16 protein-coding genes are annotated in these 19,943 nt (G+C 61.1%); 3 read left to right on the top strand and 13 right to left on the bottom strand.

The window, feature by feature from the left end; genetic code table 11:
- Position 1 precedes the first annotated feature (1 nt).
- Both DNK50_RS14960 and DNK50_RS14955 read left to right on the top strand, forming a co-directional pair.
- Positions 2-1,810, top strand: a complete 1,809-nt coding sequence (locus DNK50_RS14960; protein ID WP_099584186.1) for a monovalent cation:proton antiporter-2 (CPA2) family protein — start codon at positions 2-4, stop codon at positions 1,808-1,810.
- Positions 1,811-1,882: 72 nt separating this feature from the next.
- Positions 1,883-2,437, top strand: a complete 555-nt coding sequence (locus tag DNK50_RS14955; protein WP_112194838.1) for a hypothetical protein — start codon at positions 1,883-1,885, stop codon at positions 2,435-2,437.
- A gap of 183 nt (positions 2,438-2,620) precedes the next feature.
- Here DNK50_RS14955 and DNK50_RS14950 read toward each other — a convergent pair whose 3' ends face one another.
- The 3 genes from DNK50_RS14950 to DNK50_RS14940 are packed head-to-tail and all read right to left on the bottom strand — an operon-like array spanning position 2,621 to position 4,707.
- Positions 2,621-3,340, bottom strand: a complete 720-nt coding sequence (locus DNK50_RS14950; protein ID WP_112194836.1) for an alpha/beta hydrolase — start codon at positions 3,338-3,340, stop codon at positions 2,621-2,623.
- A gap of 11 nt (positions 3,341-3,351) precedes the next feature.
- Positions 3,352-4,107 carry a precorrin-6A synthase (deacetylating) gene (gene cobF, locus DNK50_RS14945; RefSeq protein ID WP_112194834.1) on the bottom strand — a complete coding sequence of 252 codons (756 nt, stop codon included), beginning with the start codon at positions 4,105-4,107 and terminating at the stop codon, positions 3,352-3,354.
- A 9-nt stretch (positions 4,108-4,116) separates the two neighbouring features.
- Positions 4,117-4,707 (bottom strand): histidine phosphatase family protein, encoded by a 591-nt coding sequence (locus DNK50_RS14940; RefSeq protein ID WP_112194832.1) that lies wholly within the window; start codon positions 4,705-4,707, stop codon positions 4,117-4,119.
- 347 nt (positions 4,708-5,054) lie between these two features.
- On the opposite strand from DNK50_RS14940, the gene DNK50_RS14935 reads away from it, so the two are divergent.
- A complete protein-coding gene (locus DNK50_RS14935; protein WP_112194830.1) occupies positions 5,055-9,485 on the top strand; it encodes a DUF6543 domain-containing protein in 4,431 nt (1,476 codons plus the stop codon).
- A 17-nt stretch (positions 9,486-9,502) separates the two neighbouring features.
- Here the strand turns inward: DNK50_RS14935 and DNK50_RS14930 are convergent, their stop codons facing one another.
- Genes DNK50_RS14930 through DNK50_RS14885 form a run of 10 tightly spaced genes read right to left on the bottom strand, consistent with a single transcriptional unit; the run spans position 9,503 to position 19,545 of the window.
- Positions 9,503-10,480 carry a LysR family transcriptional regulator gene (locus DNK50_RS14930; protein WP_099584180.1) on the bottom strand — a complete coding sequence of 326 codons (978 nt, stop codon included), beginning with the start codon at positions 10,478-10,480 and terminating at the stop codon, positions 9,503-9,505.
- Between the two features lie 51 nt (positions 10,481-10,531).
- A complete protein-coding gene (locus tag DNK50_RS14925; RefSeq protein ID WP_112194828.1) occupies positions 10,532-11,473 on the bottom strand; it encodes a peptidylprolyl isomerase in 942 nt (313 codons plus the stop codon).
- A complete protein-coding gene (locus tag DNK50_RS14920) occupies positions 11,470-11,931 on the bottom strand; it encodes a YbjN domain-containing protein (RefSeq protein ID WP_099584178.1) in 462 nt (153 codons plus the stop codon). The genes DNK50_RS14925 and DNK50_RS14920 overlap by 4 nt, the downstream gene beginning before the upstream one ends.
- Positions 11,932-11,951: 20 nt before the next feature.
- Positions 11,952-12,578, bottom strand: coding sequence for a DNA repair protein (locus DNK50_RS14915; protein WP_099584177.1), 627 nt, complete (start codon positions 12,576-12,578; stop codon positions 11,952-11,954).
- A gap of 18 nt (positions 12,579-12,596) precedes the next feature.
- Positions 12,597-14,297 (bottom strand): putative porin, encoded by a 1,701-nt coding sequence (locus tag DNK50_RS14910; protein ID WP_112194826.1) that lies wholly within the window; start codon positions 14,295-14,297, stop codon positions 12,597-12,599.
- Between the two features lie 42 nt (positions 14,298-14,339).
- Positions 14,340-15,044, bottom strand: a complete 705-nt coding sequence (locus tag DNK50_RS14905; protein WP_112194824.1) for an energy transducer TonB — start codon at positions 15,042-15,044, stop codon at positions 14,340-14,342.
- Positions 15,045-15,047: 3 nt separating this feature from the next.
- Positions 15,048-15,473 (bottom strand): biopolymer transporter ExbD, encoded by a 426-nt coding sequence (locus DNK50_RS14900; protein WP_016980095.1) that lies wholly within the window; start codon positions 15,471-15,473, stop codon positions 15,048-15,050.
- Between the two features lie 11 nt (positions 15,474-15,484).
- Entirely contained in the window at positions 15,485-17,284 is a 1,800-nt protein-coding gene (locus DNK50_RS14895; protein ID WP_099584174.1) for a DUF2341 domain-containing protein, read from the bottom strand.
- Between the two features lie 24 nt (positions 17,285-17,308).
- Complete coding sequence (locus DNK50_RS14890; RefSeq protein ID WP_112194822.1) at positions 17,309-18,892, bottom strand: ShlB/FhaC/HecB family hemolysin secretion/activation protein; 1,584 nt, start codon at positions 18,890-18,892, stop codon at positions 17,309-17,311.
- A gap of 59 nt (positions 18,893-18,951) precedes the next feature.
- On the bottom strand, positions 18,952-19,545 hold the full coding sequence (locus DNK50_RS14885; RefSeq protein ID WP_099584172.1) for a transposase: 594 nt from the start codon (positions 19,543-19,545) through the stop codon (positions 18,952-18,954).
- Between the last annotated feature and the right edge of the window lie 398 nt (positions 19,546-19,943).

Here is a 19,943-nt window from a genome sequence, read left to right as displayed (position 1 = left end):
AATGCCCCATGAAGGCAACCTGTTACAAGCAGCCGTGGTGTTCCTGCTCGCGGCGGTGCTGACCGTGCCCCTGGCCAAGCGCCTGCAGTTGGGCGCGGTGTTGGGCTATCTGTTTGCCGGTGTGATCATCGGCCCGTCGGTGCTGGGCCTGATAGGCAACCCGCAGAGCGTGGCGCAGTTTTCGGAGTTGGGGGTGGTGTTGCTGCTGTTCATCATCGGCCTGGAACTGTCGCCCAAGCGCTTATGGGTGATGCGCAAATCGGTATTTGGCGTTGGCCTGGCCCAGGTGCTGCTGACCGGAATGGTGATGGGCGCGGTAGCGCTCTGGGTATTTGGGCAGGCCTGGAACAGCGCCATCGTGCTGGGCCTGGGCCTGGCGCTGTCGTCCACCGCGTTTGGCCTGCAAAGCCTGGCCGAGCGTAAGGAGCTGAACCAACCCCACGGGCGCCTGGCGTTTGCCATCCTGCTGTTCCAGGACATCGCGGCCATCCCGCTGATTGCCATGGTGCCGTTGCTGGCCGGCAGTGATCACCCGACCACCGAAGCCCAGGGCCTGCAGCACGTTTTGCAGATCCTCGGCAGCATCGCCGTGGTGATCATCGGCGGGCGCTACCTGCTGCGGCCGGTATTTCGCATCGTTGCCAAGACCGGCCTGCGCGAAGTGTCCACCGCCACCGCGTTGCTGGTGGTGATCGGTACGGCCTGGCTGATGGAGCTGGTGGGCGTGTCCATGGCTCTCGGCGCCTTCCTCGCCGGTCTGCTGCTGGCGGACTCCGAATACCGCCACGAACTGGAATCCCAGATCGAGCCGTTCAAGGGCCTGCTGCTGGGGCTGTTCTTTATCAGCGTGGGCATGGGCGCCAACCTCAGCCTGTTGGTCAGTTCGCCCCTGGTGGTGATTGGCCTGACCCTGCTGCTGATCGGCCTCAAGCTGCCGCTGCTCTACGCCGTGGCCCGGCTGGTGGGCGACCTTAATCGCGAAAGCGCCCTGCGCCTGGGCGTAGTACTGGCTGCCGGCGGCGAATTCGCCTTCGTGGTGTTCAAGATCGGCCGCGACCAGGGCCTGTTCGAACCTCACCTGTACGACATCCTGGTGCTGACCATCACCCTGTCCATGGCGGTAACTCCGCTGTTGTTGCTGGTGTGCCCGAAGCTGTTCAAGCCCAAGGTCAAGCCGGTGGAAGTGCCCGAGGAATACCGCGCCATCGAAAGCGATGCGCCGCGCGTAGTGATCGCCGGGATGGGCCGTATGGGCCAGATCGTGGCGCGGATCCTGCGCGCCCAGAACATCTCGTTCATCGCCCTCGACACCTCGGTGGAAACCATCGAACTGACCCGCAGCTTCGGCGGCATGCCGGTGTTCTATGGCGACCCGCAACGCCCCGAGATCCTGCACGCGGCCAAGGTCGACCAGGCGGAGTTCTTTGTGATCGCCATGGATGACCCGGAGATCAACATCAAAACCGCCGAGCTGGTGCGCAGCCTCTACCCGCACATGAAAATCATCGCCCGCGCACGTAACCGCCAGCACGTACATCGCCTGGTGGACCTGGACGCCTCGCCGGTTCGCGAAACCTTCTATTCCAGCCTGGAAATGAGCCGCCGCACCCTGGTCGGCCTGGGCCTGAGCCAGGCCCAGGCCGATGCGCGCATCACCCGGTTCAAGAACCACGACCTGCAAGTCCTCGCCGCCCAGCACGCGGTATACGACGACGCCGCCAAAGTGATGCAAACCGCCCAGGAAGCCCGTACAGAGTTGGCGCGGCTGTTTGAGATGGACAGACTTGAGGAAGAGTCCGACAAGGCGTGAGGATGGGGATGAACGATATTGAGAATTTTCTGACAGAATGCTCCGTAATTTCGTTCATCCCTGGAGCGTTTCATGGCCACTTTCACCAAGACCGCCGCCCTGCTGGCCCTTGCGCTTACCGCCGGCAGCGTATTCGCCGCTGCCAAGCCGACCACGCAGACCATCTCCACCCTGGGCGGCAAGTTCACCTTCAGCCTGCCCAAGGCCTACACCGCCGACACCCTGTCGGCGGGCAAGGCCGAGGATGGCACTGCCGACACCCAGGGCACGATGTACGCCAACCAGACCACGAAAAGTGTGGTGATCGTCGCCGAAACCGTGCGTAACGACGGCGTCACCATCAAAGACAACGATCCGCAGTTCCTCGACGGCGCAGTGGCCGGTTTCGTCAAGGACCAGAGCACCGCCCTCCCCGACTTCAAAAAGCAAAGTGAGAAGAAACTGACCTTCAAGGGCATCGGCCTGCGCCAGGTAGACAGCACCGCCACCCAGGGCGGCGGCAAAACCTTGAACTCCACGTTCCTGGGCGGTTCGGGCAATCACCTGCTGGTGATCCAGGCGATCTCACGGGCGGATGATGCAAAAGGACATGCTGAACTGGTGAAGCAGATCACTGGCGGCAAGTAACCCATAGTCCTGATAACACCAATCAAGGTGGGAGGGGGCTTGCCCCCGATAGCCTATGTACACCGACAAACCGCCATCGGAGGCAAGCCTCCTCCCACATTTGAACTGAGTACACCCAACGAGGCTTGGTCATCTACCAGACCGCGACGGGAGCAAGCCGCCTCCCACCTTTATTCAGCGCGCTCACTTCGAATTCGTTTCCAGCCAGGCCTTCAAGTCCTGCACTTCCGCCTCGCTGACCGTGTGGTTCATCCCCGCATAACCATGAAACTCCGGCTTCAACCCCAGCCCCACCAATACCTCGTTCGCCCGCGTCGCCGACGCATAGGGCAGTGCCTGGTCCAGGGTACCGTGGCCAATAAAAATCGCCAGCCCGCCCAATCGCTCATCCGGCTTCAGTTCTGCCTTGAGCACGGGCAGCAGGCTACCGCTCAACGCCGCAATACCGCGCACCAACGTGGGATCACGTAACGCCACCTCGTAGGACATGATCGCGCCCTGGCTGAAACCCACCAGGAACACCCGATCAGGTCGGGTGTGGTACTTGGCGGTGGCCTTGGCCACAAAGTCTTTGATCAGCGCAGCGCTGCTCTGCAAATCGGCCGTCACACCATCGTAATCACCGTTACCCGGTGTCTTGGTAAACCAGCGAAAGCCGCTGGGCTGCACCGGCATCGGCGCCCGCACCGACAGGTAGGTCCAGGTGGACGGCAACGCGTCCTTGATGCCAAACAGGTCTTGCTCGTCACTGCCAAACCCGTGCAAAAAGATCACCAGGGGCTGGTTGCGTGCATCGCCCTGGGTCTGCTCCAGGTACGACAGCGGCAAATCGGTGTGCAGTTCCGCATCGGCCTGAGCAACACTGGCCACCAGGGCAAGCACGAGGGCGAACAGTTTAAGCATGGGACGTTACCTCAAAGTTTGCGCAGTAAATACGTGTCCATGATCCAGCCATTGGCCAGGCGCGCGGCCTTGCGCACCCGTTCGATCTCTTCAGCCACGTCGCTGACTTTGCCGCTGATCAGGATTTCATCGGGCGTGCCCAGGTAGGCGCCCCAGTAAATATCCAGATCCTGATCTGCCACCGAGCGGTAGGAATCTTCGGCATCCAGCATGACCACCAAGGTGTCGGCATCGCTGGCCTGCCCCGCCGCCAACCGGCGTCCCGTGGTGATTTCAACGGACTTGCCGATGCGGTTCAACGCCACCTTATGCTGGGCCGCCAGGGCCTGCACGCTGGTGATGCCGGGGATCACTTCGAATTCGAACGCGCAACGGCCGCTGGCCAGAATCGCCTGCAGGATACGAATGGTGCTGTCGTACAACGCCGGGTCGCCCCAGGCCAGGAACGCGCCGACTTCACCGTCAGCCATTTCCTCATTGATCATGCGCTCGAAGGTGGCCTGCTTGTCACGGTTGAGGTCCTGCACCGCTGTGGTGTAGTCGATTTCACCGCGTACACGCTCGGGGCAGTCGGCCTCGACAAAGCGGTAGCCGGGCTCGGTGATATAGGTCTCGCAGATTTCGCGGCGCAGGTCGATCAGCTTGTCTTTGCTCTGGCCCTTGTCCATCAGGAAAAACACGTCGGTGCGGTTCAGCGCCTTCACGGCCTGCATCGTGATGTAGTCAGGGTTGCCGGCGCCAATGCCGATGATCAGGATGCGTTTCATGGGTTGCTCTCATTGCGGGGCGTGGATTTTGCCATGATCCCGCGCCTGGGCGTGAGTCTCCAGGCGCAGGCGCCACACGGTGTTGAAGCGCAGCTCGGTGGCGGACAGCGGTTCGACGTCGATCTGGTAGAACATCGAGATCGGAAACTGCATGGCGTGCAGCAGCGCAGCGCGAATCACAAAGGGGTGGGTAATAGCCACTATGTGCCCGGGTTGGCTCTCGAGGGTTTTCATCCACTGCGCCACCCGCGTGCAAACTTGATCGACTGACTCGCCACCGTGGGGCGAGCTGGCGCTGCGGGCCATCCAGTCCATCAACACATCGCTGTCCAACTCGCTGATGGCCTGGCCCTTCCAGTCGCCAAAGTTGCCATCGCGCAAAGCCTCCTCAATTGACGCCTGGCCCCCGAACAACCCCGCCGTCTGCCAGGCGCGTACCTCGGGTGCGCACACCAGACGCAGTTTTTTCTTATAGCGCCCTTCTAGGGACAGCGCCGCGGCTTGCCAATCCATTACCACGGACTCGTTATCGGGAAAGCGCCCGTATTTTTGAGCGGGTGTAGCGGCATGGCAAATGAGGGTCAAGCGGGTGGCCTGCATCACTGCTTACTCTGCATCGGGGTGGCACCCGTATATCCCTGATATACACGTGCGGAACCGCCGAGTTTAAACAAACCACTACCTACACGCCACACGCATCAAAGCGCAATAACGGTGTCGCCTTTTCCCTGACTTTTTCGAGACCCCTTATGAAGATAGCTCCCCATGCAGTTTCTCTCAGGCCGCATCCGGTACCCCAGGAGAACACTCAGAAAAGCGACACATCAGAACATCCGAGAACCAAACGATCCCTTGTTTATAAAGTCACACAGTGGCCTGTAAATTCGCCAGAGCCCACCCCTACGGGTACACGCTTTCAACACATCCTGGAAAATAGCAAAGAGCTTGTGACGGATAGCGACGTCGAGATGGCAAGCCAGTATTGCGCCGCATTGATGTTACGGGAAAGAGCGAAGAACGTTGTCCGTAAAAAGGGGGATCTGCCACCCACCGTCACAAACATTCCACCGTTTTCCACCTTCGGCCAAGCCTGGGGACGCCTCACGCAGGCACTCAAAGAAGAGCCGTTTGCAAGTTTTGCCCAAACCCACAACATCGATATGTCCAGCCTGAGGTGGTTCCCCGACTCAAACGTGATGGAATGCAGCATCAACGGCAAAATTCATTCCTTCTCGCGCCATACGCCTGGCTGGACACATGCATCCGCCGCAGTTGCAGCCGCAGCAAAAGAAGTGGCGCCGGATGGACTTGAAACCTTCCAGTACACCGGCGAACACAGCGCCTCCATTGACGTGGTACGCAACTTCTATGGCGAAGGTCGAGAGGTCGACGCAGGGGGGCAGCTCGATTGCATCCGTGACTTACAGAAAGAAGCGAAATTCAAGGCCCTGAGGCCCTTCGACGGTCCACTCACGCCACAAGCCACACGCGTACGGCAGGCACTCGTCGAAACAGAGCACGCCATCGCCATGGCAACCTACTACCAGACCGCAGGCATAGCAGACGCAAGCCACCTGCCGCCAGCCTCGGAACGTGTCGAGAAAGGCGACCGGGCCCTTGCTCGCGAAGTCAGCAGATGGGTGACAGCCCAAGCCGCAGGCCCCAAAAACGACGTTGCTCAAATGGGAGTCTTCGACATTCCCGAAGACTCATCCTACGTGCAGGCAGTGCAAGCCTATAAAGAGGCCCTCTCCAGCAACGCGTTCAAGAGGTTCATGCAAGCAAGCAATATAGATCCAAAAACTGTATTGATCGATATAAAGGGGAATTTGCTTTTCCAGGCAACGGGCACAGTCGACCGCGCCAAATGGGCTCAATTCCCCGTTGAACATCCACAGTGGGCGGCCGTTCAATCTGACATTTTGAAAACGGCCCGCGAGATAAGGGGTAGTGATACGCAGATGTTGGGAAACTACAACTACGTACACGAGAGCTACCCCATGCTGGGCGTCCTGGATTTTTACGGCGTCCGCGAGCATTTCGACTCACCGCATTGGCTCGAACAAAACGCAGGACTCATCCGCGATGGTTTCCCCGCCCTGCTCAAAAACAACCCTGCGAACGACGCCCTCTCCCTTACTGTATGCGAACGCCAACAGGTAGCTAAACAGCGCTTGGCGCGTAGGGAAGAATTGCCCTCCCCAAGTTTGCCAACGCCTGAGTCACCGTTCCAGCCCAACGCGGCTATACAGGCACCGCCGCCCGGTGGGCCAGTGAACAGCATCGTCCAGAGCCTCTTTGCAGGGGAACCGAACATGCAGACGGTGGTAGCCGGTTTACTCAAGGACGCTATCAGCAAGTCATCCCCCTCGCTGGACGTGGATGTTCAGCAGTTGGCCTTCGTCGCCCCCGACACGGCCAATCCCGGTCAATTCCTGGAAACACGCCTGATGGATCTGGCAATGAACCATATCGCCGGTGCTGACGCGCCAGTTTTCAGCAGCGACGGCAAATTTGTCGACACCCGGGCTGATGTGTTGGCACGCACCGGCAACCCTGCGGGCACAGCGCTTGCCATCGATAAACCTGCGCTCCAGGTGGTGGTGAGCCAGTTGCCGGACAAGCTGGACGAGACGCTTCAGACAGCCCGGCTCAACTATTGGAGCCAGCCGCCATTCAGTGAACCGGTGCCAGGGTCTGACGCCGATTCTGCAGTGAATATCACCCCCCTTTTCGCTGGGGATCGACGGTCGATGCTGCGCGATCTGGTGCGCAGCAACCTGCGCCTGGCCAGCCTGAAACACCCTGGGCTGGATGACGAGCAACGCAAAACCCTGGAGCTGGCCGTGAACTTCCCCCATGGCCTGACACGCCCCAAACTCGCGGATAACTCCGAGGTGACCGTACACAGCTTTGCCAGCGCTAAAAGTACCGACCCAGACACCTTGAATTGTCCAACTCCCAGCCTGGTCATCGAACGCAAGATCGCGGGGCGCACAATCGTCCTGGCGTGCGAACCGAGCGGCAAGGTGACTGAGTATGCTTCCCTGGCTCGCGCCAAACAGGCATGGGACGAAACCCTCAAAGCTCAACACCCCACCGAAACGTTCAGCACCACCCTGACCAAGGTCGACGCTGATGCGTTCTATATGCAGGCAACCATTGTCATCAATTTGCGCAACGCAGATGCAGTGAACACGACCCCAACACTGCTGAGCCCGCAGCAACCAGATCCATCCCGGAACAAGGTGTCCGATTGGATAGGAAGTACCTGCGACGCCAATCGTTTCATTTTGCACGACCTTGTCCTGGAACTGGCGAGCTATATGCACCGCCATAAAGAACAGACCTATAACGGGGGTATCCCCGATATCCGCAGTTATACCCAGGACCAATTGAACGCGCAGTCACCGCGCCCTATTGCGTATGACCTCGATGAAGTGGAAGTGGTCTTTCACACGCCGTATGGCGGCACAGGCGCCGGATTCGGGTTCGGGGCCGTGCAGACCACAACCATGTCCCTCTGCGACGTCTTCATGCAGAACCTTGCCGGGCTGCCCGGCGGCCGCATAGAAGTGCGTCACAAACAGACGAAGGCGAAGGTCCCCCGGCTGGAAGCGCCAGGCGCCCTCATTGAACTGGTGCAAAAGATCGACGTGGGCAAAAACTACCCCGAGCGGCTGAAACTCGAATTGCTTGATGACCCCGCCAAAAAAACCGAGCGCCAACAGCGCTTCGCGGAACAAGTACCGATTGAACTGAAGATGAAGGCCCTGGAACTGACTGCCAAAGGCGCAGAGGGCTTCGACAACGCCATGGGGTTCCGCTACCTCCAGGCAATACTTGATCCCACACCGGGGCGTAAATACGTGAATGGCAACGAGATCACGCTGCGCCCATTGGCATTTGTACGCGAGCCCGGTGCGAAGCCCGATGTGGTCGAGAACATGTACCTGATCGAACCCAAGGACAGCGCAGTCGGCCCGCATATTCTCTATCGCCCCTTAATAGCGGATGAGCCCTTAATGGCGTTTCCTTCGCGCCAGGCGTTGATGGAGGATCTGCGTCGATCACAGCCGTTTCAAGACGACATCATTGCCTGGCTGCCTGATGACGCGACCCGAAAAATCTATCAGAACGATGGTTTCAGAGAACCCCATCTACCGCGGAACAGGTTGATACTCGATGACTTCTCGGTACTGTCCACGCCTGCGGCCCCCACTCTGGCTACGGAGGGCGATACCGTCGACAATCTCGCGACGAAACTGCAAACCGGGCAGTTGCTGAACCATCTGTACGACGCCAATGCCAAGGCACTGACGTCGTTGGCCGAGCGCCAGACGGTCTCTGATTCGCAAAGTCGTTGGGCGACCCTGAAAGAGGGCAGCTTCCTGTTACTCAACGCCTTACTGCCGGCCCTTCGCGGGCCAGCAGCCCTTATCGGCTTGGCGTTGCAGACTCAAGGCATCCTCGGCGATCTCAACACCCTGGCCGATGAGAAAAACAGCAACAAGGAACCTGCCCTGGCGGATCTGCTGCTAAACCTCGCATCGTTAGTGCTTCATACAAGTACACGACGAGCACCTAAACCAACTCGCGTCCCCCCACCACGGCTGGCGGACGATGCTGCAAACTTGCCCGCCAACCCTGCAATAACCGCTCTGAATGACAACCATCTGCCATCCACAGAGGCAACAGTGCCCGGTGAACTGGATGGAAAGCCCTATCGCACCATTGTTGAAGCCTTCCAAACGGGCGGTTTACTGATAAGAACTCTGCAGCTCAGGAATGCGCACCTGGAGTTTCACAATACCCAGGAGAACCTTGAAAGCATTCGTGCACAAGGCGACACAAACCGAGGACACGGTGGCCTGCGCAAATGGAGCCTGGCTCAAGCGGACTTATTGCCCAACTACTACAAAATGGGTGACAACGCCGGAGCCCTGCCGCGAAACATGGCAATATTGGCCATGCCGGAAAAACTCCATGACAACATCACCGCCATACATGAAAAAGACGCCTTCTCTGGAAACATACAGGCCGACACGCATTACCTGGGCAAGGAGAAAGCCCGTGAAAGCATGAAAAGTCTATTGCGCGACCTGCAAAACCAACAGAGCGAGCACCCCGACAGTGCACTGGAAAACAGCGAAATCCAGACGGTTGGCGTGCCACCCGATGCCCTGGTCGGCCTGGTCTTTTATGGATCAAACGGTCAAACCTGGGAGGCCGCCAAGCCACAGTTCCAGAACACCATTAACCGAGCGAGCAATGAATTCGACGGCAAGGCATATCCTGTCTTCACCTACAAGGTGGAGGGCGGTAAAACCCAACTGGAATACCTCGATACGCTGACGGTTGCTGCCCGCGCAGGCTAGCGCCACCTGTTGCAACGCTAATCAAACCACTCCCGCCGCCCCTCGAACGTGCTGACGATCAACGCCACAATCATCTGCACCGCCTCGGGGTGGCTCACCTGGGCATTCACCGCCAGCCACACCTGGCGCTGCATGCTTTCGGCCAACAAACCCGGTAACGCCACCAGCCCGCGGTCGAAGCTGCTCATGTAGTGCGGCAGCAAACCGATACACGCACCGCAGCGGATCATCTCCAGCATCAATGAATAGGCATGCACCTGCACCACGGCGGCCAGGCGCTGCTCCACCACCTGGTTCCATGGCTGCAAGACGTCAACCTGGGCGTCGGGTTGCCATTGCACCAGCATGTAGTCAGCCAGGTCTTCCACGCTGTCCGGGCGTGTGGTCAGCCGCGAGTAGCGCTTGGCGATGTGCGGCAAATAGTGCAGGCGCGCCAGGGCCCTTGGCGGTTCGGTGACAAAGCCCGGGCCGGGCACCGGGCTGTCGCTGTCCGCCAGCCACACCACCACATCCACGTCCACCGCTTGCAGGGACAATTGGCTGTCGATGGAGATGATTTCCAGGCGCACGCTGGCGTTGCGGCGCAGCAAGGCGATCAGATCGCGGCCGAGGATGTCATGCAGGATCGGCTCGGCCACCGCCACGCGGATCAGCGGCTGTTCCACCACCGGCAGGCGCCGCTCATGGGCCAGGGCGATCAGTTGCGCTTGTAATTGCTGGCCGTCGCGACTCAGCACCAGGCCGTTGCCCTGATAGCTGAACAACGAATGGCACAGGTGTGCTTCCAGCTGCGCCAGGCGCTTGCGCAGCAGCGTCGCCTTGATATTCAGGCTGCGCGCGGCCTGCATGAAGCAGCCGCAGCGCGCACTTACCAGGAAGTAGCGCGCCACCTGCGGGTCGATTTCATGGGCCAGGGCCAGCCAATGGCTACGCGGCTCGGCCACTGCGCGATAGGCGGCAGGGCCCTGAAGGTTGGACGGTTCCAGTAATGCCATAGGAGACTCCCTGTCTTGTTGGTCTATGCATCCAATGCGGGTTGACGCGCGTTACTCCAACACTTTGTTCAGCTCGGTACCGTCGATGCTCAAGGTCGCGGTGTTGAGCATGCCCTCCAGGTAGGCCTTGGCGATCTGCTCCTGACGCTGGGCACGCAAGGCCTGGGTCAAGCGTTCACGCAATTCATCAAGGGTTGCCGTACGCGCCGGTTGTTGACCGATCAACTTGAGCACATGGAACCCCGCCGGGCTCTGCACCACGTCCGACACTGCACCGACCTTGAGTCGCAACACCGTCTCGCGCACTTGCGGCACCAGTTGCTGCAACGGCTGCATCCCCGAATCACCTCCGCGCGCGGCGCTGTCCGGGTCCTGGGAAAACTGCGTGGCCAAGGCTGCGAAATCTCCCGGTGCGGCCTGGGCCTTGCGGCTCAACTCCTGGGCCTGACGGCGCACGGCGTCGAGGGCTTGCGGCTCGGTTACCGCGAGGAAAATCTGGCTCACCCGGTACAACGGCGGCGTCACCCATTGCGCCTTGCCGCTGTCGTAGGCCTGTTGCAACTCGGCAGCGTTGGGGTAATCGGCCGGGACTTGGCTGACCGACAGCATGTAGTCGCGAAACACGATTTGCTCGGTGGCGGCACGGGTCTGTTGCTCCACCTCCGGGCGCTGGCGCCAGCCCTGGGCGTCGGCCTGTTCGAGCACGGCTTTTTGCGCCAGGCGCGAGCGAATCCAGGTTTCCAGGGCGCCGCGATTGCCGCGCAATTGCTCACGGGATTCGGCCGGCAGGCTGGCGAGCACGTTTTTCAGTTCCGCCAGGTCGATCTGCTGGTTACCCAGGCGCGCCACCGCCGGCCCGGTTGACGCCGGGTTGATCACCGGCGCCGGTTGTTGCGCCGCCACCGGGTCGCTACCGGGTCGCAGGCTCAACGCCACAGCCACCACCAGCACGGCCAGCGCACCCGCGCCGACCATCAGTGTCGGCTTTTTCACAGGACAGGCGCCTCTTCCCCAACCGCTGCGGCCTGCAACTGCGCCGCGTGCTGGCTGTACTCACGCAGATAAACAATGAATTCCTGCAACAGACGGTCCCACAGTTCCAACTGACTGCGCAGGTGCGTGGCGCCGACGCCGGCCACCACCACGTCCATTTCCATCAACAGGAATTCACCCTGCACCGACAACCGCGCAAAGCGGCGCGAGGCGTTCCACACCTGGGCCAGGCCTTCAGGCAACTCGCCCTGGACCCGCAACGCGCAGCTGTACGTGAAGTCCACATAGCTGCCCTGTTCGGCCGTCGGGTTGCCGAAGCGCACGGCAAAACCGATGCCCTGGCTGGCGCTGAGCAACTGCACGATGCCATTTTGCTCGCTCTGGTTGACCCGGTAACCGGCTTCCTGCAACAGCTCGGTGAGGCTCTGGACGCTAACGCTGGTGATCAATTCGCTCATGGTCTGTTCTTCCTTGTCGATCAGTGGGTGACGCCCGCCTGGGGCGCATCAAAACGGCTCTTGTACAAATCGTCGCCAAAACCCTGGGCCAGTTCTTCGAACTTGACCCGCGTGCTGCTGGCGAAGGGCTGGCGGATACTCATCACCTGGGCCACATCGATTTTTTCGTAGGCGGTGAGCAACTGCTGGGCCACGCCGTACATCTGTTGATTCTTGACTGAACATTGCTGCACTTGTGTGTCACGCTCGCCCAATTGCGCCTGCAAACGGGCGCGCTCGGCCTCCTTGCCCTTGGCCAGCACCAGCAACTCGTCATAGGCCTTCTTGAACTTGCCGATCTGCTCGTTGCTCGCATTCACCTGGGCTTGCGCCTGGCTGTGCAGGTTTTGTTGCTGGCCGGCCAGTTGCTCGGCCACGCCACGGGCCTTTTCCAGCTCGGCGGTCAATTGCTTGATCTGTGCCTGGGCCTGCCTGGCCTGGGTTTCAGCAGCGATGCGTGCGGCACTGGCCTGGGCCTGTTCGCTTTGCAACGCCTGCAATTGCTGGGTGGTGCTGCGCAGTTGGGTACGCAGGCGCTCCTCCATGCCTTCGGCGCAAGCGCCGCTGGCGACAAACAACAACAGCAGCCCGCAGATTCGCGTGTTCATGTGGCATCTCCGTGCGCATCAAAAGCGCGTGTTGAGTTCCAGTTGCATCACATCCACTTCAAACGGCTGGCCATACACCTCGGACGCGCTCAACCAACGTGCGCTGGCGTAGATGTTCTTTTCGATGCCGTAGTTGGCGCCAATGAAGTAACCCTTGGCGTTGGTGCCGCCCAGGTGAAACGAGGAGTCATTGAAGCCGTCAGGCAAGGCGTCAGGCTGGATGTACTTGTAGCCGGCCAGCACGTTCCAGTCGCCACGCTTGCGCATCTCCAGCGCGCTGCCCAGGGTGAACGAGACCATCAAGGCATTGCCGCCACTTTCAAACTGGCCGTCGCTGTTGAGGTTGTTGACGATCTGGCCTTCGCTGCGCTTGAGCATTTCGCCCTTGTCGTAGGCCAGGTTGTGAATGAAGTTGCCCTGGCTGCGCAGCTTCAAGTCACTGGGCAACTCGCTGTCCCAGACGGCGTTGAGGTCCAGCACGTTGAATTTGGAGGCCAGGCCGACGTATTGCGGCTCCGGCGTGAGGCCTGGGGTGGCCGGGTTGGGCGTAATGTTGCGCAGGTTGAACACGCTGTTGCCCTTTTGCATGAAGGCCACGCGCGAGCCGTCTGTGTCGCAGCCGGGCTGACCTTTCCACGGTTCGCAAGGGCTGGAACGCTCGCCTTCGATGTCCTGGAACTGGTAGTAGGCAGCGGCAAGCTTGAGTTTGTTGCTGCGGTTGATCTTCCAGTCCGCACCAATCTGCCCGCCAAACAACCATTTGGTGTCGCTGTCTTGCTTGTCCACACCGTTGCTGCTGGCAGTGTCGGAGGTGTACTCGACCGGGAACGCGCCAAGGGTGCCGAACAGGCCCCACTCGCTGTTGAGGCTGTGATTGAAAATCGCCGCCACGCCATCGAAGTTGAGGTCGTTGGAATACATCATGTCGGTGGAATAAAACGGGTTGCCGATGCGCCCGCCGGTCAGTGTCACCGCGTCAGAGGCTTTCCAGCTCAGGTAACCCTGGTCGAGCCAGATGTCTTTCTTGCCGAACCCACCGCCCAGGGTCTGGGTGGTGGACACCGGGTTGTTGTCCGAACCGGTACCCAGGCGAATACCGGCGGTCCATTCCGGCGAAATCACCGCTTTCATGCCCAGGCGGGCGCGCAGGCGGAACAGGTTTTCGCGGTCCTCGCGGGTGTTGAGCAACGGCGGGAACCGCGTATTGGTGCCGGGGTTGACGTCATACGGGCCCGAATCGTTGAGCTTGGCGTAGTCGGTGATGGTGTCGTCGTTCTTTCCCGAAAAGTACCGCGACTCGTCGCGCAGACGGATATCGCCATCAAAACTCACCCGTGACACCCAGTCCGGGAAGGTGTTGGGTTGCGCCCAGTTTTCCTGCTTGGCGGTGGCCATGACTTCAGCCTTCACCTGATCGCGGATCTGGTCACGTACCGCTTGCGGCACGTACTGCACGCGCACATCGCCCGGCGCTGCGGCCGGGCCGCTGGCAACCACCGGCGCCGCATTGGCCTGGCGTGCCTGCAAGGCTTCCTTTTCGGCCTGGGCAATCAAGCCGTTGGCGGTGTCCTGGGTCAGCACGCCCTGCTGCACCAGCAGGCGGATCAGGTTGATGGTGACGTTTTCCGAAGGGGCAACCGGGGCTGCCGCCGCCTGGCCGACCAGGGTCGCGATGACCATGCCAACCGCCAGGGTCAGTCGATTCACGGGGGAAATCATGTGTACGCAACTCCTGTAAAAAACCGTTGAAAAAGAATTCGTTCAATCCGGGCGTCGGCCCTTAAGGGACAGGCGTACCGGCATCGTCACCGAGGCCGGCACCCGTTGTGTGGCATGGGGCGCACGCAAGGCGGCCAGGACCTGAGCGTCGGTGTCCGCATCCCCGCTGGACTTGGCCAACTGCGCACGGGTGACCTCGCCTTCGGCGTTCAGCCACAAGTCCGCCTGCACCGTGTAAGCCTTTTTGCGTAACTCCGGGTCTTCGCGCAGCAAGCGTTGAAACACCCCGGCCAGGTACTGCTTGTAAGTACCCGCGCCAAGGCCACCGCCGCCGGAACCGGCCATGCCGCCGCCCTTGCCTGCACCGATGTTGAAACCGTCGTTGCCCGACTGGGCATCGCCATCGATCTGCATCGGGTTGGCCAAATCATCGGCCGGTGACGGTGGTGCTTCTTCGGCTGGCTTGACCTCTTCCGGCTCGGGAGTGGGCACCGGTTCCGGTACTTTCTCTTCCACCTGAGGCTCGGGTTCCTTGGGCTTTTCCGGGGGCGGTGGCGGCGGTGGCGGCAACGGAATAATCGTCGGCACCTTCGGCGCTTCACGGCGTACGCCACTCATGTCATTGGCCCACTGCCATAAAAACCAGGCCGCCACGGCCGCCAGCAGCAGGCCAGCGCCCCACTTCAGCGGGCGCAGCGGTGGCGTTTTCTTGACCGGCAACGACGAGATCGGGATCTGTGCGGTCATGACTCAGCCCTGGCTCGGTTTGCCGGTGACCAGCCCGACCTGGGACAGCTCCAGCCGGCGCAGCAAGTCGAGCACCTCGATCACCTTCTGGTACTGCACCATGGCGTCGCCGCGCACGATCACCGGGAAATCCGGGTTCAGCGCTTTCTCGATGCGCAGGCGTTCTTCCAATTCGCCGAGGGTCACCGGGTAGGCATCGAGGAACACCTGGCCGCCGTCGTTGACGGAGATGGCCTTGGTCTTGGCCTCCGACAACGACACCGACGCACTGGCCTTGGGCAGATGGATCTGGATGCCCGAGACCTGGGCCGTAGCGGTGAGGATGAACATCACCAGCACCACCATCAGCACGTCCACCAGCGGCGTGATGTTGATACTGTCGACGGCCGCATCATCGTCATCGTCGTGGGAGGTATTTACGGAAGCCATGGCAATTCTCCTCAGGCCGGAACCGACGCGTGATGCTCGCGGCGGTGCGCGGTTTCACTGTGCTGGCTCTCGCCGTGCATCTCCGCCAGGCGGGTGATGAACTCGTCGACAAACACGCGCATGTCGGCGCTGACTTCCTTGTTGCGCGTGATCAGGCGGTTGTAGCCAAACAGCGCCGGGATCGCGACGAACAGGCCCATGGCCGTGGCCAGCAAGGCGGCCGCCATGCCGGGGGCAATCGCGTTGATGTTGACGTCACCGGCCATGGCCGTGCCGAGGAACACCACCATGATCCCCAGCACCGTGCCGAGCAGGCCGATGTACGGGCCGCCGGCAATGGCGTTGGAGAGGGTCGAGAGTTTGGAACTGAGTGCCTGGTTCTCGCGGGTGCGCACGCCATCCATGGAGCAGCGGATCGCTTCGATGGTCGCCGCCGACACCGACGAGGTATCGGCGCCCTGGGCGCGGCGCGTGCGGATCTCCTTGACCGCCACCAGGTACAGGCGCCACAGCGAGGAATGGGTCAGGCGCTCACCCAGTGGCGCGTCGTCGGCGTACATCTCCAAGCGTGTGCCGATCTGCGCGAAGTGCTCGCGAAACACCTCGTTGGCACTGCTCACGCGGCTGACCTGGCGGTTCTTGCGCAGCATGATGACCCACGACTGGAACATCATCGCCACCAGCACCAGGATGATCACCCAGGCATCCACCGGCACGGCGTTGAGCAAAAAGCCCAGGCTGCCAAAGCCCATGCCGGACTGTTCTTCATCCACTCCGTAAGCCACCAGTTTCGACTCGGCGCCCTGGGCACTGGCATCGGCCAGCAACAGCGCAGCCGGGCGCGCCACTTTGGACAGGCGCAGCTCATCCATGGCCCCGGCGAACGGCAAGTGCGTGCTGCCCGCTTCCGGCAGGTCGGCGCCCACCGCCAACGACGTGTTGAACGCCGGCATGGCCACGGCAAGGCTGGCGGTTTCGCGGCCGTTCACATACAGCGCGACTTTTTCACCCTCGGCGGTGAACGCCAGGTGCTGCCATTGGCCGGGGTTCAGCGGCTGGGTCGAGACGGCGCGCTGGCCGTCGATGTCCACAAACGGCATACCCTGATTCAAGCCCAACAACAGGCTGTGGGCGCCGTCGCGGCGGGCCAGGACGATTTGCTCGCCACTGGCCTGATCCAGGCGCAACCAGGCACTGAAGGTAAACGCACCACCTGCGGCATGTTGCAGCGACGGGCTGGCCGGCAACATCAGCGGCTGGCCGCCGAACTGCAAGGCGCGACCGATCACGCCGTCGATGCTCGCACCAGTGGCGTTCAACGCGGTATTGGCGTAGGCGGTGGTGTCCCGTGGCGGCGTCGCATTGGCGCCGTCAAAGTGATAGAGCGCGGTGTAATTGGGGTCAAATGCCAGCTGGCCGTTAGCAGTGGCCGGGGCCTTCTGGTTACCGTAGTACATCCACAAATCCTGGCGTTGGCCACCTTCGACCTTGGGCACATCGACCCAGATCAGCGCCATGCCCATCAACGGATCAAAGCTCTCGATCTGGTGATTGAACACGGTCTTGTCATCGGCACTCACAAAGCGCAGATCGCTGCCGTCGTCCTTGACCCCGTCAAAGGTGAAATTGCCGGTGTGCAGGCGCACCAGCAGCGCGGTGCGACCCAAGGCCTGGTTGATCGCGGCGCCTTGGGCGGTGGTGTCTACCGAAATCTGTTTGCGGTAGTGCCAATCGTCCTGCCACCAGGCGTGGGCGGTGGCCGGGAGCGCGAAGCCCAGGCAGATCAACAGGCTCAGAAATAGGCGTTGCATGGGTGAAGTCTCCGGAAGAAAAAGTCAGAACGTCGCCTGCACACTGAAGTGCAGTCGCGAATCCTGTTTCTGGGTGTTCGGTCCATCGAGCAGCGGGTAGCCCCAATCCAGGCTGCCGGACAACCATTTGCTCAAACTGGCGCGGGTGCCCAGGCCGACACTGGCCAGGCTGTATTCGTCTTCTTGCTCGGGCAGCGGGTCGTGCAGGCGCAGGCGCGCACCTTCGGCGAACGCATAGAAGCGCCACTCCTGCACATAACTGCCGAGGAACTTGGCCAGGGACGGCGTGCGCAGCTCCTGGGACAGCAGCAAGCCCTCGTCCCCGGTGCGCTCCGCCGCCAGGTAGCCGCGCACCGAAGTGGCGCCGCCGGCCGAGTACTGCTCGTTGGACACCAGCGGCCCCGAGGCCAATTGGAAACCGGCCTTGGACGCCGACTGCCAGTCGTTGGCGAAGGTGTAGCTGTAATTCAGGTCGCCCTTGAGCACGGCGAAACTGGCGCTGGCCTTGTAGCGTTTGTAGTCGAATTCTTCGGCGTCGCTGCCGTAGCCAAAGAAGGCGCGGGTGCCCACCACCAGGTTCAAGCCCAGGCCCAACTGGGATTGCTCGGTGTAGCGATAGCCGTTGTAGCCCAGGGTGAACGGCGCGTACTTGAGCGGCACCTGGTCGCTGCTGGAACCGAATTTCATCTGCTCGTCGAAGTCTTTGAAGTCGATACCAAACGAGAAGGAATTGGCCCAATTGCCGGCGGCTGGCAGGTTGTAGATCGCCGACACCCCATAGGAATGGCCCTTGCCGAGCACGTTGCTGCCACCGATCGTGGCGATGTTGCTGTCGGACTGGTAACCGGAAAACTGCAAGGTCCAGCGCTCATCCAGCGGCGCGCTGTACGAGCCCGACCAGACCTTGGCGTTGTCGGTGTCCTGGGGCGCGGTGAAGTACGTCAGGGAAATGCTGTGGCCCAGTTGCCACAGGTTGTCATAGCCCAGGGTCGCGACCGAGCGCAGCTTCTCGGTGTCGGCGCTGTAGTCGTTGTTCAGGCCGATACTGGCGTGCCAGGGGTTCTGGTCTTCCACCTGCAAATCCACATCCATGGTGCCGGGGCGCTGGCCTTCGCGTACCAGCGGCGTAACCTGGCGCCCGGCACTGCGGTTGAGCCCGGCCAACTGGGTTTGCACGCTGGCAAAGTCCGGCACCGCGCCCTCCTCCAGGCCCGGCACTTGCTCGCGGATTTCCACCGGCGAGTAGTGCTTGGCACCCACCACCCGCACCCGGCCGACCTTGGTTTCGCTGACTTGCAGGTAGACGATGCCGTCATCGACCTTCTGCTCCGGCAGTTCCACAAACACCGACTGGTAACCGCGTGCCTGGTAGATCTTCTGCAGCGCCTCACGGGCGCCTTCGATATCGTCGAGGGTCTTTTGCGGGCCCAGGAACGGGTACACCGCCTCCTCGATAGTGGCCGCATCGAGCACGGTATTGCCGCGCACGAAGTACTCGTTGACGTCCACTTTGCGTGCCGGTGCTGCGTCCTCCGCCAACGCGGGGTGGACCATGGCCCCCAGCGTCAAGCAGCACAGCACCAGCGTTGATTTGAACAGATGCTCCACACCGCCCCCTGACGTTCTAATGGTTATCGCCGCTGCCACCGGCACGGCGCCCGGCCGGCTCAATTGCTGGCGATCGAAGTGTTGCCGTGCCGGGCCAGCCAGGTGTGCAGCAAGGCGAAGTTCAGCGAGAACTCCGGCATGTGCAGCAAGGCGCCACAAAACACGTCACCGATGATTTTCTGGATGAGCTGCACCGCCCGCGGGTTGTTGAGCAGCGTGGCGATGTCGCGGGTGAGCACATGGATGCTCCAGACCTTCTGGTTCAGGTCCAGGCCGACGAACCAGCGGAACAGCAGGTTGTAGTTCAGCTGTTCATGCAGTTGCTGCTCGCTGGGTACCGAGTACAGCAGTTGCAGCAGCAGGATCTGCAGTACGGTCTGCGGCGCGATCAACATCGAAGGCTCGGCCACCAGCCAGTCGCGGTGCTGGTCGAGGACGTCGTCGATCTGCGGACGCAGCAACACCAGGGAATGGCCGGCGGGGATATAGCTGGAGACTTCCTTCAACGCGCCCTGCCAATCGTCCTGGGAGACGATCCACACCCAGGGTGCGCCGTAGCGATAGACCGACACCGGCTTCTTGCGCGCGGCTTCGACGATCTTTGACAGGCGCTGGTCGAGCTCCTGCATGCCGACTTTTGAATAACGTTCCATAGATCCCATTGCCCCACTCCTGGCGTCCTGCTGGCGGCTTTGAAAACACCTGCGCGGTGTTCTTGAGCGCGTTACACAGGAGAGACGGGGATGGGCTTGGGCTACCGAACTTTTGTCATGAAAGCTTCATTTTTCTGATGTTTGGAGACCCAATGTGGGAGGGGGCTTGCCCCCGATGAGCATGGGTATCTACACAACTCTCAAAGGCTTACACATAACACTGTGGTGAGCGGGCTTGTCCCGCGCTGGGTGGCGAAGCCGCCCTAAAACCAGGTGATCGGGTTCTTGCTGATGCTACGCGGTGTTTGTTATTGGGGCTGCTTCGCAGCCCAGCGCGGGACAAGCCCGCTCACCACAACAGCCCATTTGCCATAGATTCAGCATCCACTGGAAGTTGT

The organism is Pseudomonas sp. LG1E9, from assembly GCF_003290225.1.
Lineage (GTDB): Bacteria > Pseudomonadota > Gammaproteobacteria > Pseudomonadales > Pseudomonadaceae > Aquipseudomonas > Aquipseudomonas cyclaminis.
The sequence above is the reverse complement of the archived record's forward strand: the minus strand, read 5'-3'. Positions and strand labels throughout refer to the sequence as shown.

Excerpts from the sequence above, each read along its gene's own strand:
- DNK50_RS14930 (WP_099584180.1), bottom strand. The coding sequence starts at position 10,480 with ATGGCATTACTGGAACCGTCCAACCTTCAGGGCCCTGCCGCCTATCGC.
- DNK50_RS14915 (WP_099584177.1), bottom strand. The coding sequence starts at position 12,578 with ATGAACACGCGAATCTGCGGGCTGCTGTTGTTGTTTGTCGCCAGCGGC.
- DNK50_RS14940 (WP_112194832.1), bottom strand. The coding sequence starts at position 4,707 with ATGCAGGCCACCCGCTTGACCCTCATTTGCCATGCCGCTACACCCGCT.
- DNK50_RS14895 (WP_099584174.1), bottom strand. The coding sequence starts at position 17,284 with ATGCAACGCCTATTTCTGAGCCTGTTGATCTGCCTGGGCTTCGCGCTC.
- DNK50_RS14900 (WP_016980095.1), bottom strand. The coding sequence starts at position 15,473 with ATGGCTTCCGTAAATACCTCCCACGACGATGACGATGATGCGGCCGTC.
- DNK50_RS14960 (WP_099584186.1), top strand. The coding sequence starts at position 2 with ATGCCCCATGAAGGCAACCTGTTACAAGCAGCCGTGGTGTTCCTGCTC.
- DNK50_RS14885 (WP_099584172.1), bottom strand. The coding sequence starts at position 19,545 with ATGGAACGTTATTCAAAAGTCGGCATGCAGGAGCTCGACCAGCGCCTG.
- DNK50_RS14910 (WP_112194826.1), bottom strand. The coding sequence starts at position 14,297 with ATGATTTCCCCCGTGAATCGACTGACCCTGGCGGTTGGCATGGTCATC.
- cobF (WP_112194834.1), bottom strand. The coding sequence starts at position 4,107 with ATGAAACGCATCCTGATCATCGGCATTGGCGCCGGCAACCCTGACTAC.
- DNK50_RS14920 (WP_099584178.1), bottom strand. The coding sequence starts at position 11,931 with ATGAGCGAATTGATCACCAGCGTTAGCGTCCAGAGCCTCACCGAGCTG.
- DNK50_RS14905 (WP_112194824.1), bottom strand. The coding sequence starts at position 15,044 with ATGACCGCACAGATCCCGATCTCGTCGTTGCCGGTCAAGAAAACGCCA.
- DNK50_RS14955 (WP_112194838.1), top strand. The coding sequence starts at position 1,883 with ATGGCCACTTTCACCAAGACCGCCGCCCTGCTGGCCCTTGCGCTTACC.
- DNK50_RS14950 (WP_112194836.1), bottom strand. The coding sequence starts at position 3,340 with ATGCTTAAACTGTTCGCCCTCGTGCTTGCCCTGGTGGCCAGTGTTGCT.